This is a genomic window from Pseudomonas farsensis, assembly GCF_014268805.2.
Classification (GTDB): domain Bacteria; phylum Pseudomonadota; class Gammaproteobacteria; order Pseudomonadales; family Pseudomonadaceae; genus Aquipseudomonas; species Aquipseudomonas farsensis.
This window is the reverse complement of sequence record NZ_JABWRF020000001.1, coordinates 548,816-563,795: the sequence shown is the minus strand read 5'-3', so window position 1 is coordinate 563,795 and position 14,980 is coordinate 548,816. Positions and strand designations below refer to the sequence as shown.

Genomic DNA, 14,980 nt, shown 5'->3' with positions numbered 1-14,980 from the left:
TGCAACGAATAAGAACAATAAAACGGAGTCATCCCGATGCTGTCATTGCAGCCTCAGGCGTTCGCGCCTAGCCGTTCGCTCCCCGCACGCCCCTCAGCAGTTGCCTGCGCCGTCGCCCTTGCCGGTGTCGCGCCGCTTAGCCAGGCCGGCTTCTTCGAAGACAGCTCGGCCACCTTCGAAACCCGCAACATGTACTTCAATCGCGATTTTCGCGATGGCACCAGCGCGCAGCAGTCAAAGCGCGACGAATGGGCCCAGGGGTTCATGCTCAACTTCGAGTCTGGCTACACCGACGGCACCGTAGGCTTTGGCCTGGACGCGCTGGGCATGCTCGGGGTCAAGCTCGATTCCAGCCCCGACCGCACGGGCACTGGCCTGCTGCCCACCCACGATGATGGCAAGGCTGCTGACGAATACGCCAAGCTCGGCCTGACCGGCAAGGTGAAGATCTCCAAGACCGAACTGAAGATCGGCACCCTGATCCCCGAACTGCCCACCTTGCAGCCCAACGACGGGCGCATCCTGCCGCAGACATTCGAAGGTGGCCTGCTCACCTCGCAGGAGATCAAGAACCTGACCTTCACCGGCGGGCGCCTGGACAGAGCCAAGGACCGCAATGACACCAATTGGGAAGAGCTGGCGCTGAACAACAAGAACGGCCGTTTTGGCGGCACGTTCACCTCCGATCACCTGAACGTGGCCGGCCTCGACTACAAGCTCACCGACCGCATCACCACCAGCTACCACTTCGCTCAACTCGAAGACATCTACCGCCAGCACTTCATCGGCCTGGTCGCCACCCAACCCTGGGGCCCGGGCGCCTTCGGCGCCGACCTGCGCCTGGCGGTCAGCGATGAAGCCGGCCAAGCCAAGGCCGGGCGCATCGACAACACCACCTTCAGCAGCATGTTCAGCTACGGCCTGGGCGGGCACAAGCTCAGCGCCGGCTGGCAGCAACTGAGCGGCGACAGCGCCTTCCCCTACGTCGATGGCGCCGACCCGTACCTGGTCAACTTCGTCCAGATCAACGACTTCGCCGGGGCCGACGAGCGCTCCTGGCAAGCGCGCTACGACTACAACTTCGCAGCGCTCGGTGTGCCCGGCCTGACCTTCATGACCCGTTACATCAACGGCGACAACGTCAGCCGTGCGGCGGGCGGTGAAGGCAAGGAGTGGGAACGCAACACGGAACTGAAGTACGTGGTACAAACCGGCCCGCTGAAAAACGTCGCCGTGCGCCTGCGCAATGCCACCTTCCGTTCCAACTTCACCCGCGATGCCGACGAAGTCCGGCTGCTGGTGAGCTACAGCCTGGCCCTGTGGTAACCCATAACAACAATGCTCACGGAGACTGACCTATGACTTTTTCACTGCGCCGTCTGGTTCTGGCCACTGGCTGCCTGCTACTGGCAGGCAACGCGCTGGCCGCCGAGCCGAAACGCCCTGAATGCATCGCCCCGGCCTCGCCTGGCGGCGGCTTCGACCTGACCTGCAAACTGGTGCAAAGCGCCCTGGTGCAGGAGAAGATCCTCAGCAAGCCCATGCGTGTGACCTACATGCCCGGCGGCGTCGGCGCAGTGGCCTACAACGCCGTGGTCGCCCAGCGCCCGGGCGATGCCGGCACTTTGGTGGCCTGGTCGAGCGGCTCGCTGCTCAACCTGGCCCAGGGCAAGTTCGGCCGTTTTGACGAGAACGCAGTGAAATGGCTGGCGGCCGTGGGTACCAGCTATGGCGCCATCGCCGTGAAAAGCGATTCGCCCTACAAGACCCTCGACGATCTGGTCGCGGCGCTGAAAAAAGACCCGAGCAAAGTGGTGATCGGCTCCGGCGGCACCGTCGGCAGCCAGGACTGGATGCAGACCGCGCTCATCGCCAAGGCAGCCGGCATCAACCCACGCGACCTGCGCTACGTGGCGCTCGAAGGCGGCGGCGAAATCGCCACTGCCCTGCTGGGCGGGCACATTCAGGTGGGTTCGACCGACATCTCCGACTCCATGCCACACATCCAGAGCGGCAACATGCGCATTCTGGCGGTGTTCTCCGAAAAACGCCTGGATGAGCCAGAGATGAAGGACATCCCGACCGCCAAGGAGCAGGGCTACGACATCGTCTGGCCCGTGGTACGCGGTTTCTACCTGGGGCCAAAAGTCAGCGACGAAGACTACGCCTGGTGGAAAGAATCGTTCGACAAGATGCTGGCCTCCGAAGAGTTCGCCAAGCTGCGTGACCAGCGCGAGCTGTTCCCGTTCGCCATGACCGGTGAAGAACTCGACACCTATGTGAAGAAGCAGGTTGCTGATTACAAGACCCTGGCCAAAGAGTTCCAGCTGATTCAGTGATCATCGCCCTGTGGGAGCGGGCTTGCCGCGCGATATCGCAATCGCGGGGCAAGCCCGCTCCCACAGGGTCCGCCTTCGACCATGAGGATTTCTCCAATGATCCTGCAACGCATCTTTGCCCTCGTGCTGCTGGCCGTGTGCATCGCCCTGGCCGTGATGGCCTGGCCTTACCAGGCCGCGTTTTCCTATGAACCGGTAGGCCCGCGCGCCTACCCGTTGCTGATGCTCGGTCTGATGGGCCTGGGCTTGCTGTACCTGGTGTTCCGTCCCACGCCGATCGTGCACAAGGACGACGAGCCGGCGCTCGACCGCCCGACCCTGATCAAGATCGCCGCCTGCGTTGGCCTGTTGATCGTGTTCGCCGCCACCTTCGAATCGCTGGGCTTCATCGTCAGCGCGATCCTCATTGGCCTGCCGATGGCACGCCTGTACGGCGGCCGTTGGCTGCACAGCGCCATCGTGGTGGTGGCAATGAGCATCTTCCTCTACTGGCTGTTCGACCGCGTGATGGACGTGCCCCTGCCCCTTGGCCTGCTGAGCGTACTGGAGAACTGACACATGGATACCATGAGCTACCTGGGCCAGGGCTTCGGCGTTGCCCTGAGCCCCTACAACCTGGTCACCGCCCTGTGCGGTACCCTGATCGGCACCGTAGTCGGCCTGCTGCCGGGCCTTGGTCCGATCAACGGCGTTGCATTGCTGATCCCTATCGCTTTCGCCCTTGGGCTGCCGCCTGAGTCGGCGCTGATCCTGCTGGCTGCGGTGTACCTGGGCTGCGAATACGGCGGGCGCATCAGCTCGATCCTGCTGAACATCCCTGGCGAAGCCTCCACCGTGATGACCACCCTGGACGGCTACCCGATGGCCCGCCAAGGCCTGGCCGGCGTTGCCCTGTCGCTGTCGGCGTGGAGCTCGTTCATCGGCGCCTTCATCGCCACCTGCGGCATGGTGCTGTTCGCCCCGCTGCTGGCCAAATGGGCGATTGCCTTCGGCCCCGCGGAATACTTCGTGCTGATGGTGTTCGCGATTGTCTGCCTGGGCGGCATGGCCGGCGACAAACCCCTCAAAACCTTCATTGCGGCGCTGATCGGCCTGTTCCTGTCGGCGGTCGGCATCGACGCCAACAGCGGCGTGTACCGCTTTACCGGTGACAGCGTGCACCTGGCCGACGGTATCCAGTTCGTGGTGTTGGTGCTGGGCCTGTTCTCCATCAGCGAAATCCTCCTGCTGCTGGAAAAGACCCACCATGGCCACCAGGCGGTCAAGGCCACCGGGCGCATGCTGTTCAACTTGAAAGAGGCGGCTTCGGTATTCACGGTCAACATCCGATGCGGCCTGCTGGGTTTCATCATGGGTGTACTGCCCGGCGCCGGCGCGACCCTGGCCAGTGCCGTTGCCTACATGACCGAAAAGCGCATCGCTGGCGCCTCCGGCAAGTTCGGCAAGGGTGACGCCCGTGGCCTGGCGGCACCGGAAACCGCCATCGGCGCCTCCTGCTGCGGCGCCCTGGTGCCGATGCTGACCTTGGGCGTACCGGGGTCGGGCACCACTGCCGTGATGATCGGCGCGCTGACGCTGTACAACATCACCCCAGGCCCGCTGCTGTTCGAACAACAGCCCGATATCGTCTGGGGCCTGATCGCCTCGCTGTTCATCGCCAACATCATGCTGGTGATCCTGAACATCCCGATGATCCGCATCTTCACCCGCATTCTTGCCGTGCCGAACTGGGCGCTCGTGCCGGTGATCGCAATCATCACCGCAATCGGCGTTTATGCCGTGCATGCCACCACCTTCGACCTGTTCCTGATGGTCGGCATCGGCATCATGGGCTACATCCTGCGCAAGCTGGACTTCCCGCTGTCGCCGATCCTGCTGGGGTTCATCCTTGGCGGCCTGATGGAGCAGAACCTGCGCCGTGCGCTGTCGATCTCCAACGGCGAGCTGGGCATCCTCTGGTCGAGCCCGATCAGCCTGTCGGTCTGGGTACTGACTGCGTGCATGCTGACCCTGCCGCTGCTGCGCATCTGGCGCCGCCGTGCCCTGCAACGCCGGGCGATGGCGGATGCCTGAGCGCAGGTTGCCGCTGTACTGGGCTACCGGGCTGGTCGGTCTTGCTGGCGGTTTTGCCGCCAGCAAGGTCGGCTGGCCTTTGCCGTGGATGGTCGGCTCGTTGCTGGCGATCATCCTGGTGCGTTGCCTGACCCCGTGGCAGCTCAGTGAAATCCCCAACGGGCGCAAGTGCGGGCAGTGGATCATTGGTATCGGCATTGGCCTGCACTTCACCCCGGCGGTGATCGAGCAGGTGGCCGATCATTTCATGCTCATCGTGTTTGGCGCGCTGTTCACCACAGTCTCCAGCGTGATCAGCGTGTGGATACTCAGGCGCACCGGCGAAGACCGCGCAACCGCGTTCTTTGCCAGCATGCCGGGTGGTTCGGGCGAAATGGTCAACCTTGGCGCGCGCAATGGCGCGGTGCTCAGCCAGGTGGCTGCGGCGCAGAGCCTGCGCGTACTGGCGGTGGTGTTGTGCGTACCGGCACTGTTCAAGCTGCTGCTTGGGGATGGCGTGCCATTGCACAACGCCGGCAGCGTCAGTTGGGGCTGGCTGGCACTGGTGGCACCGCTGGGGGTACTGATGGCGCTGCTCTGGCAACGCCTGCGCCAGCCCAACCCATGGCTGTTCGGCCCACTGCTGGTAGCGGCCACAATCAGCCTAGCCGGCAACCTGCAAATTGGCCTGCCCGACGGCGCCAGCCAGGTTGGCCAATGGCTGATTGGCAGCGGCCTGGCCTGCCACTTCAACCGCGCGTTCTTCCGCCGGGCACCGTCGTTTCTCGGCCGTACGCTGCTGGCCACCTTGCTGTGCATGCTGATTGCCGCAGGCGCTGCCTGGGTGCTGAGCCTGCTGACCGAACTGGACCTGCGCTCGTTGACGCTGGGCATGATGCCAGGCGGCATTGCCGAAATGAGCCTGACTGCCGAAACCTTGCAACTGTCGGTGCCGCTGGTGACAGCGTTGCAAGTGCTGCGCTTGCTGTTGGTGCTGTTTTTGGCAGAGCCGTTGTTCAGGCGCTGGAACCGAGGCGCCACTCAATAACTACCGCCAGGCGCATTAACGGCGCCTGGCTCAGCCCCCTGTCCTGGCCCCATCGCAGGCTGTCGCCAGCTCCCACAAAGCTCGCCCATCCCATATCGATGCCGTCTACGCGGTCAGCCCTTTCGCGACACAAGGCCGCTCCTACACAATCAAAAGCGACTTGCCCGAAACCATAGAATCTCCCACAGAAACCGGGTCAGGCCTCGCTATTGTGGCTGTGCGCGGTCTTTGTGGGAGCTGGCGACAGCCTGCGATAGGGCCCGTGCAGGCTGGCTCGAAACCCCGGTTCACTGCGCCAGCGGCGGCAGCGCCCAGTTGATGGGCGCCATACCGCGCTGCTCGAGGAAGCCGTTGGCGCGGCTGAAATGCCCGCAACCAAAGAACCCGCGGTACGCCGACAGCGGCGAGGGGTGCACCGACTTCAGCACCAGGTGCTTGCTGGCGTCGATCAGTTTCTGCTTGCTCTGGGCGTGGGCGCCCCACAACAGAAACACCACGTTCGGGCATTGCTCACTGACCACCTCGATAACCCGGTCGGTAAACGACTCCCAGCCCTTCTTCGCATGGGAAGCGGCGTTGGCCCGTTCAACGGTCATGGTGGTATTGAGCAGCAACACGCCCTGCTCCGCCCAGCTTTGCAGATAACCATGGCTGGCAATCGGCAGATTGAGGTCGCGCTGCAGCTCTTTATAGATGTTCACCAGCGAAGGCGGCGTGGCAACGCCCGGTTGCACCGAGAAGCACAGGCCGTGGGCCTGGCCTGGGCCGTGATACGGGTCCTGGCCCAGGATCACCACTTTTACCTGGCCCAGCGGCGTCGAGTTCAAGGCATTGAAGATCATCGGCCCCGGTGGGTAGATCTCCTTGCCGGCAGCGTGCTCGGCACGCAGGAACTCGCGTAGTTGGTGCATGTAGGGTTTGTCGAATTCCTCGCGCAGGGCAGCTTTCCAGCTAGGTTCGAGCTTGATGCGATCATCGTCGGTCATGGGGCAGTCCAAAAGCACAATGGCGCGACACTAGGAAAGCTGCACCGGCTTGTCAATCCAGCCGACCGACGACCAGCAGCTTCGCAAGCGCAGGCCATACTGGTGGGACGACTTGCGCGAGGTAGTCCATGTCCATCCAATGCGGGGTACTCACCGGCGCCGATGGCGCCCGTATCGGCATCGCCACGCTCGATGCCGCCCTGACACTCAATGCCCTGACGTTGCCAATGATCGAGCAGCTCGATGAGCGTTTGCGCAGTTGGGCGCGCGACCCTGGCGTGGTGTGCGTGATGCTGCGCGGCAATGGCCCCAAGGCGTTCTGCGCAGGCGGTGATGTCCGCGCGCTGGCGCAGGCCTGCCGCGAGCAGCCAGGCAGCGTGCCGCCGCTGGCCGCAAGCTTCTTCGCCAGCGAATACCGCCTTGACCATCTGTTGCACACCTACCCCAAGCCGCTGCTGTGCTGGGGCCATGGCCATGTGCTGGGCGGCGGCATGGGCTTGCTGCAAGGCTCGGCGGTGCGCATCGTCACACCCAGCAGCCGCCTGGCAATGCCCGAGGTCAGCATTGGCCTGTATCCGGATGTCGGCGCCAGTTGGTTCCTGTCCCGCCTGCCGGGCAAGCTCGGGTTGTTTCTGGCCCTGACCGGCGCGCCGATCAACGCCCGCGATGCACTGGACCTGGGCCTGGCCGACCGTTTCCTGGGTGAGCACCAGCAACAAGCACTGATCGAGGAGTTGTTGCAGCTCAACTGGCAAGAGCAGACCGCCTTGCAGCTCAACAGCCTGCTCAAGGCCGAACAGCACCGCGCCTGGGCACAACTGCCCGAAGGCCAGTGGCTGGCACGGCGCACGTTGATCGACGACGTGCTGGATGTGGCCGACCCGGTATCGGCATGGCGCGCCTTGTGCGGCCTGGCCCGGCATGCCGACCCCGTGCTGGCCGCCGCCGGCAAGCAACTGCGCGAAGGCTGCCCGCTGACCGCGCATCTGGTGTGGGCGCAGCTTGAGCGGGCGCGGCACCTGTCATTGGCGCAAGTGTTCCAGATGGAATACACCCTGAGCCTGAACTGCTGCCGTCACCCCGAATTCAGCGAAGGGGTACGGGCGCGCCTGCTCGACAAGGACGACACGCCACACTGGCACTGGCCGGATGTGGCGCAAGTGCCAACGGCTGTGGTGCAGGCGCATTTTGCCAAGGCGTGGGAGGGCCGCCATCCGCTGGCGGACCTTGCATGAAGGTCGCAACCGTTAACGGGCAGCGGCTCAGCGCTGCCAGTTACGGTCCCCACCCCGCCCGCCGTCGGGGCGACGATCACGGTCGCGGTTGCCTTGGCCGTTGGAGTGCCAGCGGTCGCTCTGAGTCGGGCGCGGGCCTTGACGGTAGTCGCGCCGTTCACCCTGATGGCTACGGTAATCCTGCCGATCACGGTCGCGGCCATGGTCATAGCGCTGGCGGTTGCCGTAGTCATGCCGTGGGTTGCCCTGCCACTGCGGCGGCCTACCCGGAGGCGGGCCTGGGCGGTAATGCGGCGCAGGCGGCGCGCTGTAGTAACGCGGGGCCGGTTGATAGTAATAGCGCGGCTGCGGCGTTACGTAGTAACGCTCCTGGCGGTAATAGCCCGGAGTCGCATAGCGTTCACTGCTGTAATAGTTGCTACCGTAATAGCTGTCGCTCTCGTAATAGGGCGCGCAGCCGGTGGCTAACAGAGCAAGCAGGACGATGATAAGGATTCGTGGGGACATGGCGGCCTCCCGGACCGCTGAGGTGCCCGCATCAGCGGCGCTGACGGGCGTCGAGACAAGGCGATCGTCGACACCTGGTAGGACATCGCTGCCAGGATTCAGTGCCATTTCGGCAACAATTTGAAACAGCTGCTCCGACCTTGAAAAACATGCAGTTATTTACTGGCCACCTCTCTAGAATGTGGCCACCGGCACATATCACAGGACGATCATGCCTTCGCCTTCCGCGCTGTTTTCGCACCGCTCGCTGTTCCTGACGCTGCTGCTATTGCTCGGCTGCGGGTTTCTGGCTACCTCGCTGCTGAGCTACTACGCCTCGCGCGGGGCGATTCGCGACGGCATCATCAATACCGAACTGCCGCTGACCTCTGACACGGTCTATTCGGAAATCCAGAAGGACCTGGTCCGCCCGGTACAGATCTCGGCCATGATGGCCCAGGACACCTTTATGCGTGACTGGGTGCTGGCAGGCGAACACAACCCCGAGCGCATGACCCGCTACCTGAACGAAGTCATGGCCAGCCAAGGCACCTGGACCAGCTTTTTCGTCTCTGATCGCACCCTGACCTATTACCAGGCCAAGGGCGTACTCAAGCAGGTCAAGCCCGACGCCTGGCGCGATGCCTGGTACTTTCGCCTGCGCGCCTCGCCCGAGCCTTACCAGACCAACGTCGACCTGGACATGGCCAACCATGACAGCCTGACGGTGTTCATCAACCACCGCGTGCTCGACTACCAACAGCGCTTCATCGGCGCGGTCGGTGTAGGCCTGAGCGTCGCCTCGGTGGTCAAGCTGATCGACGATTACGAGCGGCGCTTCCAGCGCTCGATCCTGTTCACCGATGCCCAAGGCAAAGTGGTGCTGACCGGCTCCGAGGGCAGCCTGCACGGCCTGCGCGCGGGCCAGCAACTGGCCGACAGCGCCGAGTGGCAAGAGCTGCTGGCGCGCATGCCGACACCGACCGCCGGCAGCCACGAGTACACCGACAGCGACGGCCACAGCCACTTCCTGAATGTGCGCCAGTTGCCGGAGCTGGACTGGTACCTGCTGGTCGACAAGCGCGAGAGCGATGCCCTCGACCGCATCCGCCAGTCGCTGTACCTGAACCTGGCCATCTGCGCGATGATCACCTTGGTGGTGCTGTCGTTGCTCAACGCCATGGTCAAGCGCCATCAGGACAACACTGCCGCGCTGGCCACCCTGGACAGCCTCACCGGCCTGCCCAACCGCCGAAGTTTCGACCTGCTGGCCGCCCAGGCACTGACCGAGGCCCAGCGCGACAATGCACCACTGGTCGCGCTGCTGATCGACCTGGACCATTTCAAGGTGCTCAACGACACCCACGGCCACCTGGCCGGCGATGAAGTGCTACGCCAGTTCGCCAACGTGCTGCAAAGCAGCCTGCGCCAGTCCGACATCCTGTGCCGCTGGGGCGGTGAAGAATTCATCGTGCTGCTGCGCGAAGCCGAAGGCCGCCAGGCCATCGAGGTCGCCGAAAAAATTCGCCGGCGCACCGAACAGCTGATTTTCAGCTACGCCGACAAACCGCTACGCCTGACCGTGAGCATCGGCCTGTCCGGCCTGCAACCCGACGACACGCTGCACAGCCTGCTGACCCGCGCCGACCATGCGCTGTATCGTGCCAAGCAAGGTGGGCGCAACCGCGTCTGCAGCGAAACACCCGGAACCCTGCATGACTGACAAAACGGCCTGCCCCGCCTGCGGCGCGCGCAACCAGTGCGGCCTGGCCGACCCAGGTACTGCCACCCGCGGCTGCTGGTGCTTCGCAGTGACCATCGACCCGGCCATTATCGAGGCCCTGCCTGCACATCTGCGCAACAAAGCCTGCCTGTGCCCGCAGTGCGCTGCGGTGGACGAGCAGCTCAAGGCAGCGCCCCCGCCTGCAGTTCGGTAAACTGCGCGCCGATTCCAGCGACCTGCAGCCCATGCGCCTCGACCGTTTTCTCACCAACCTGCCCGCCTACAACCGCCAGCAAGTGCGCCTGCTGCTGGTGCAACGGCGTGTGCGCGTCGATGGCGTGGTCACCGCCGACCCACTGCACGAAGTGCGTGAGTTCAGCCGGGTAGAGGTCGATGAACACGTGCTGCAAGCGGGCCGAGCGGCGCGTTACCTGATGCTGCACAAGCCGGCCGGCTGCGTCAGCGCGACCCGCGACCCGGTGCACCCCACCGTGCTCGACCTGCTGCCGGCCGAACTGCGCGACGAGTTGCACATTGCCGGGCGGCTGGACTACAACACCACCGGGCTGATGCTGTTGACCAACGACGGTCAGTGGTCGCGGCGCCTTACCCAGCCGCGCACCAAGCTTGCGAAAATCTACCGGGTGCACACCGAGGACGAAATCGGCGCGCATTACGTCGAGAAATTTCTTCAAGGGTTCTATTTTGCCTTCGAGGACCTCACCACACAGCCCGCCCAGCTGGACATCCTCGGCCCGCACGAGGCGCGCCTGGCAATCGTCGAGGGGCGCTACCATCAGGTCAAACGCATGTTCGGGCACTTTCAGAACAAGGTCATCGCGCTGCACCGCGAACGCATGGGGCCTATCGAGCTCGACGCCGGGCTGCTGCCAGGGCAATACCGGGATTTGCGGCCCGATGAAATCGCGGCGATCTGACTTTCTGTAGCCCAATGGGCGAGGCCTGCCACGCAAACGATTGGGTAGCCCTCCCTTCGCATGCACTACACGACCGCCCGGCGGTCAGGGATAAAAATTCCCCCTGAAGCCCCTTGCGCGAGCCGCCCCCCACTGCTTGACTGCACTCTTGTCGGTCCGCATGTGACCAAGCAGTCACGCATGCAGTCCAAGACACCTTTTGCCGGCCACCCAGGGCCTTGATGCCTTGGGGCACGGCAAATTGCCCGCCACAACAATACCGTCGACTCAACGCGTCAAGGATCGACACAAGGGCCCACCGGTTTCAATTCCAGGCGAATGCCTACCTGTCATAAAGCACGTGCACCCTAGGTTTTGTTCGAAAGTGCCTGCGCGACGATCATGCCGCTCGGCGACTTTTCGTACAAAACCGAGGTGACGCGAATACCCTTTTTGCGCCAGGAGTCGATGACATGAGGCCAGAAATCGCTGTACTTGATATCCAAGGCCAGTACCGGGTTTACACGGAGTTCCATCGCGCGGAAGGCGCCGAGAAGACGATCATCCTGATCAACGGCTCACTGGCCACCACGGCCTCCTTTGCCCAGACGGTGCGCAGCCTGCACCCGCAGTTCAACGTGGTGCTGTACGACCAGCCGTATGCCGGCAAGTCCAAGCCGCACAATCGCCAGGAACGCCTGCTCGACAAAGAAACCGAGGCGCACATCCTGCTCGAACTGATCGAGCATTTTGCAGCCGACCATGTGATGTCGTTCTCATGGGGCGGCGCCTGCACGCTGCTGGCGCTGGCGCATCAGCCACGCCTGGTGAAAAAGGCCATCGTCAGCTCGTTCTCGCCGGTGATCAACGAGCCCATGCGCGACTATCTGGAGCGTGGCTGCCAGTATCTGGCTGCGTGCGACCGCTATCAGGTGGGCAACCTGGTCAACGACACCATTGGCAAGCACCTGCCGTCGCTGTTCAAGCGCTTCAACTATCGGCACGTGAGCAGCCTGGACAGCCACGAGTACGCGCAGATGCTGCACCACATCAACCAGGTGCTGGCGCACGACCTTGAGCGGGCCTTGAACGGCGCGCGCAATATCAATATCCCGGTGCTGTTCATCAACGGTGACCGTGACGAATACACCACCGCCGAAGATGCCCGGCAGTTCGCCCGGCATGTCGGGCAGAGTCACTTCAGCGTGATCCGTGAGACCGGGCACTTCCTCGACATGGAACACAAGGGTGCCTGCGAGCAAACCCGCAGCGCCATGCTGGGCTTCCTCAAGCCAAGCGTGCGCCAGCCGCGCGCGCGCTACGCCCACACACAGGGCCAACATGCAGTGGCCATCTGAGCGCATCGGCGACCTTCAGCCCACAGTTACCCGCTGGCTGCAGGCTCGCCGACAAGCTTTTTTATAACGTGGGCTTCTATTTCGAAGGGAGTTCTGGTAAAAAGTCGTTCGCTGACGCGGGTATAGTTTAGTGGCAAAACGAAAGCTTCCCAAGCTTTAGTTGAGGGTTCGATTCCCTCTACCCGCTCCAACCGCCTATCTAGAGCCGCTCGGCTCGCCTCCCTAGTACCCAGCGTATTTCTTGCCAAGCGCCATGCTATGCCTGGCCGCGCGTTACAAGCCCCTGGTCGACCTGCCACATTTCAACCAGAATTTCAGCCAAATCTGGCGCATCTATCAGCTCTACGTCATCAACCGCGTGTGTGGTTGTGTGGCATGCCTGGTGTATACTTCTGCAGCAAACGGAGGGCGGATGACCAGTCTAATCAAAGCGTTTCGCTCAAACAGCAAAAGCGACTTCACCACTAAAGTTTTGAATCGCTACAGCTCGAAGAAAGCTGTGGGCAGCTTCGCTCGCGGCCTGTTCAGCACGGAGAATGCTGCTTCCATCAACGAGCGTTTTGCCAACGCAAAGCGTAAACTGCAGGCATAGTGGGTAGCCGAGGGGAATCCCCCGAACTGGCCCCAGCAGCCTGCGCAGCCCCTTCAACCTCCGCCCCACCTTCCCCTCAGCACAACGGGGAGTACAACGTTGTCTATCAAAAGCTAGTCCCTGACGATACTGACATCGTTGGCCAGTTGGCCTACTGCTTGTACAAGCAGAGCAAGCAAAAGTACCTCCGCGAATTCCAGCGCCTGCACAACAGGCGGCCTACCGATGCCGAGCTTAGCATCCACGTGAGTTGCGCCGAGATACCAGCGCTCGATGACTACCGGGACAAAGCGACCCAAGTGATGGCTGAAGTCCTGGCCCAAGCTGCACAGGAAAAGCAGGAAGAACTCGAAAAGCATTTCAAGAAGCAACTGTGGGACTTCATCGACAGGCACGAACCCGAAACCCTCATTAAACGGGGATGGCGGGGCTTCAAAGGCTTGGTCTATGGAGGCGCTGGAGGCGTCTTGGGTAACCTGTTCACTACCGTGCTCGTACTACTGATTCTCTTCGGCGCCGCATCCAGCGCCACCCAAGACGAATTCACCAAGAGGGCCAAGGAAAACCTGGTTTCAGGGCTGGCCAAAGTGATGGGTGTCGCCGTCGACATCAGCGCCAAGGATGAGCAGCAACCTTCGCCCGCCACTGGCGCTGTGGATCAGCCCAATTAAACGGGCATGTAGCCAGAAACCATCAGGAGTGACCGGGCACAGCCAAAGCACTGACGCAGCCCGGTCACCGCTGCACCACTTCTGCATGGGCCGACCAGCCACCGCCCAGGGCACGATAAGCCGCAATCGCAGCACGCGCCGCTTCTGTTTGCGCAACCGCTCGCGCATCCGAAGCCCTGAGCAACTGTTGATCGGCGTTCAACACGTTTATGAGGCTTGCCGCGCCGTTCTCGAAGGCAACGAATGACGACCGCCGGGCGCGCTCCAGCGACAACTCGCCGCTTTGCAATGTGCGGGCCTGGGCCTGGCGGTTGACCAAGGCAGACAGGGCGGTTTCGACGTCTTGCGAGGCACTCAACACCGATTGCCTGTAGAAGGCCAGCGCTTCAGCTTCGCGCCCTTTGGCTTGGTCTATCTGTGCGTTGATGCGGCCAAAGTCAAACAGCCGCCACCTCAGGCCGAGCAAAACGGCTGATTGATTGGCATCGCCGCTGAACAGCGTTCCTGCGGACGTGGAGGCACTGCCGATCAGGGCGCCTAACGAGAACTTGGGGTAGTACTCGCTGATCGCACTGCCGATCATGGCATTGCTCGACATCAGCCTGCGTTCGGCAGCTATCAGGTCGGGGCGACGACGCAGCAGATCAGCCGGTGCGCCGATTTGCGCAAGCGCAGGCACCTGTGGGATGGGCGACTCAGTTGCCATCAGCGTTCGATGGGTACCCGGCGCACTACCCAGCATGACATCCAAGGCATTCAGTGCAGCCTCCAGGCCCGCGCGCAAAACCGGCACAGTCGCCTCGACCTGCGCCAGTTCGCCCTCGGTTTGGCGAACCTCGAAATCGGCCGCCACACCTTTGCGGTTGAGCAGGCTGACTTTGGCCAGAAGGTCCTGTTGCGTTTGCACCTGCTTGTGCGCAATCGCCAGCCGCGCTTGCAGCCCCCTCACCGTGGTGTAGATGTCTGCGGTTTGCGCCGCAACGGCCAGACGCGTTGCAACCGCCCCCGCTGCAGACGCCTGGTACTCGCCAAAGGCCGCTTCACGGTCACGTCGCAGCCCGCCAAACAGGTCGATTTCCCAACGTGCACCCAGGTCGAGTTCATAGCTGTTGCCGTAGCGGTCATAGCCAGGCGTTGAATTCAGCACCTGGCCCAGTGGCGTTTCCACCGACTGGCGCGCGCGAGCAGCCTGGCCATCCATAGCCGCCGAAGGCACCAGGGCGGCGTTGGCGGCCCCTAGTACAGCGCGGGCCTGCACGACACGGGCTTGTGCCTGCGCCAACTGCAGGTTCTGCTCAAGCGCCTGGTTGACCAGCCCGGTCAACACAGGGTCGGCAAAGCCCTCCCACCAGGTATCGAGGTTGACGGGCGGGGCACCACTGGCGGCATCCACCTGCGCCGCGGTGATGTAATGATCGGCCAGCGCGAGCTCTGGCTGTTTATAATCCGGGCCAACCATGCACCCTGCGGTGAGACTGGCGCTCAACAGCAGGGCAAGCGTTCGATAGGGCAGCATGATGATTCTCGTAGACCAAGAAGGGTTGTGACCATATTATATTTTGGTCACAAACTG

At 62.9% G+C, this 14,980-nt stretch carries 15 protein-coding genes and 1 tRNA gene; 13 read left to right on the top strand and 3 right to left on the bottom strand.

Features of this window, described 5'->3' with window-relative positions; genetic code table 11:
• Positions 1 to 36 precede the first annotated feature (36 nt).
• The 5 genes from HU719_RS02515 to HU719_RS02495 all read left to right on the top strand — a co-directional run bounded on the left by HU719_RS02515 (position 37) and on the right by HU719_RS02495 (position 5,439).
• Positions 37 to 1,326 (top strand): OprD family porin, encoded by a 1,290-nt coding sequence (locus tag HU719_RS02515; protein ID WP_186535712.1) that lies wholly within the window; start codon positions 37 to 39, stop codon positions 1,324 to 1,326.
• Between the two features lie 32 nt (positions 1,327 to 1,358).
• Entirely contained in the window at positions 1,359 to 2,339 is a 981-nt protein-coding gene (locus HU719_RS02510) for a Bug family tripartite tricarboxylate transporter substrate binding protein (RefSeq protein ID WP_186520902.1), read from the top strand.
• A 96-nt stretch (positions 2,340 to 2,435) separates the two neighbouring features.
• A complete protein-coding gene (locus tag HU719_RS02505) occupies positions 2,436 to 2,894 on the top strand; it encodes a tripartite tricarboxylate transporter TctB family protein (protein WP_186535711.1) in 459 nt (152 codons plus the stop codon).
• A 3-nt stretch (positions 2,895 to 2,897) separates the two neighbouring features.
• On the top strand, positions 2,898 to 4,412 hold the full coding sequence (locus tag HU719_RS02500; RefSeq protein ID WP_186520904.1) for a tripartite tricarboxylate transporter permease: 1,515 nt from the start codon (positions 2,898 to 2,900) through the stop codon (positions 4,410 to 4,412).
• Positions 4,405 to 5,439, top strand: coding sequence for an AbrB family transcriptional regulator (locus tag HU719_RS02495; RefSeq protein WP_186535710.1), 1,035 nt, complete (start codon positions 4,405 to 4,407; stop codon positions 5,437 to 5,439). The genes HU719_RS02500 and HU719_RS02495 overlap by 8 nt, the downstream gene beginning before the upstream one ends.
• 287 nt (positions 5,440 to 5,726) lie before the next feature.
• Here the strand turns inward: HU719_RS02495 and ung are convergent, their stop codons facing one another.
• Complete coding sequence (gene ung / locus HU719_RS02490; RefSeq protein ID WP_186520906.1) at positions 5,727 to 6,425, bottom strand: uracil-DNA glycosylase; 699 nt, start codon at positions 6,423 to 6,425, stop codon at positions 5,727 to 5,729.
• Positions 6,426 to 6,553: 128 nt separating this feature from the next.
• On the opposite strand from ung, the gene dspII reads away from it, so the two are divergent.
• Positions 6,554 to 7,660 carry an enoyl-CoA hydratase/isomerase DspII gene (gene dspII / locus HU719_RS02485; RefSeq protein ID WP_186535709.1) on the top strand — a complete coding sequence of 369 codons (1,107 nt, stop codon included), beginning with the start codon at positions 6,554 to 6,556 and terminating at the stop codon, positions 7,658 to 7,660.
• Positions 7,661 to 7,687: 27 nt separating this feature from the next.
• On the opposite strand, the gene HU719_RS02480 is transcribed toward dspII, so the two are convergent.
• Positions 7,688 to 8,167: a hypothetical protein gene (locus tag HU719_RS02480; RefSeq protein WP_186535708.1), complete on the bottom strand. Its 480-nt coding sequence runs from the start codon at positions 8,165 to 8,167 to the stop codon at positions 7,688 to 7,690.
• Positions 8,168 to 8,378: 211 nt separating this feature from the next.
• Between HU719_RS02480 and HU719_RS02475 the strand changes: the two genes are divergently transcribed.
• The 7 genes from HU719_RS02475 to HU719_RS02445 all read left to right on the top strand — a co-directional run bounded on the left by HU719_RS02475 (position 8,379) and on the right by HU719_RS02445 (position 13,407).
• Entirely contained in the window at positions 8,379 to 9,869 is a 1,491-nt protein-coding gene (locus HU719_RS02475) for a sensor domain-containing diguanylate cyclase (protein ID WP_186535707.1), read from the top strand.
• Entirely contained in the window at positions 9,862 to 10,083 is a 222-nt protein-coding gene (locus HU719_RS02470; protein ID WP_186520910.1) for a cysteine-rich CWC family protein, read from the top strand. Before HU719_RS02475 ends, HU719_RS02470 begins: the two co-directional genes overlap by 8 nt.
• A gap of 31 nt (positions 10,084 to 10,114) precedes the next feature.
• Positions 10,115 to 10,807 carry a pseudouridine synthase gene (locus HU719_RS02465; RefSeq protein WP_186535706.1) on the top strand — a complete coding sequence of 231 codons (693 nt, stop codon included), beginning with the start codon at positions 10,115 to 10,117 and terminating at the stop codon, positions 10,805 to 10,807.
• A 452-nt stretch (positions 10,808 to 11,259) separates the two neighbouring features.
• On the top strand, positions 11,260 to 12,144 hold the full coding sequence (locus HU719_RS02460; protein ID WP_186520912.1) for an alpha/beta fold hydrolase: 885 nt from the start codon (positions 11,260 to 11,262) through the stop codon (positions 12,142 to 12,144).
• A 116-nt stretch (positions 12,145 to 12,260) separates the two neighbouring features.
• Positions 12,261 to 12,334, top strand: a tRNA-Gly gene (locus HU719_RS02455).
• A gap of 51 nt (positions 12,335 to 12,385) precedes the next feature.
• The gene (locus HU719_RS23525; protein WP_225917098.1) at positions 12,386 to 12,736 is read left to right on the top strand and encodes a hypothetical protein; all 351 of its coding nucleotides are present in this window, start codon (positions 12,386 to 12,388) and stop codon (positions 12,734 to 12,736) included.
• Positions 12,737 to 12,894: 158 nt separating this feature from the next.
• Positions 12,895 to 13,407 (top strand): hypothetical protein, encoded by a 513-nt coding sequence (locus HU719_RS02445; RefSeq protein ID WP_225917097.1) that lies wholly within the window; start codon positions 12,895 to 12,897, stop codon positions 13,405 to 13,407.
• Positions 13,408 to 13,471: 64 nt separating this feature from the next.
• Here the strand turns inward: HU719_RS02445 and HU719_RS02440 are convergent, their stop codons facing one another.
• Complete coding sequence (locus tag HU719_RS02440) at positions 13,472 to 14,923, bottom strand: efflux transporter outer membrane subunit (protein WP_186535704.1); 1,452 nt, start codon at positions 14,921 to 14,923, stop codon at positions 13,472 to 13,474.
• Between the last annotated feature and the right edge of the window lie 57 nt (positions 14,924 to 14,980).

Coding starts and splice junctions, on each gene's coding strand:
- HU719_RS02505 (WP_186535711.1), top strand. CDS start 2,436: ATGATCCTGCAACGCATCTTTGCCCTCGTGCTGCTGGCCGTGTGCATC.
- HU719_RS02495 (WP_186535710.1), top strand. CDS start 4,405: ATGCCTGAGCGCAGGTTGCCGCTGTACTGGGCTACCGGGCTGGTCGGT.
- HU719_RS02475 (WP_186535707.1), top strand. CDS start 8,379: ATGCCTTCGCCTTCCGCGCTGTTTTCGCACCGCTCGCTGTTCCTGACG.
- HU719_RS02515 (WP_186535712.1), top strand. CDS start 37: ATGCTGTCATTGCAGCCTCAGGCGTTCGCGCCTAGCCGTTCGCTCCCC.
- dspII (WP_186535709.1), top strand. CDS start 6,554: ATGTCCATCCAATGCGGGGTACTCACCGGCGCCGATGGCGCCCGTATC.
- HU719_RS02510 (WP_186520902.1), top strand. CDS start 1,359: ATGACTTTTTCACTGCGCCGTCTGGTTCTGGCCACTGGCTGCCTGCTA.
- HU719_RS02440 (WP_186535704.1), bottom strand. CDS start 14,923: ATGCTGCCCTATCGAACGCTTGCCCTGCTGTTGAGCGCCAGTCTCACC.
- HU719_RS02470 (WP_186520910.1), top strand. CDS start 9,862: ATGACTGACAAAACGGCCTGCCCCGCCTGCGGCGCGCGCAACCAGTGC.
- HU719_RS02500 (WP_186520904.1), top strand. CDS start 2,898: ATGGATACCATGAGCTACCTGGGCCAGGGCTTCGGCGTTGCCCTGAGC.
- HU719_RS02465 (WP_186535706.1), top strand. CDS start 10,115: ATGCGCCTCGACCGTTTTCTCACCAACCTGCCCGCCTACAACCGCCAG.
- HU719_RS02480 (WP_186535708.1), bottom strand. CDS start 8,167: ATGTCCCCACGAATCCTTATCATCGTCCTGCTTGCTCTGTTAGCCACC.
- ung (WP_186520906.1), bottom strand. CDS start 6,425: ATGACCGACGATGATCGCATCAAGCTCGAACCTAGCTGGAAAGCTGCC.
- HU719_RS02460 (WP_186520912.1), top strand. CDS start 11,260: ATGAGGCCAGAAATCGCTGTACTTGATATCCAAGGCCAGTACCGGGTT.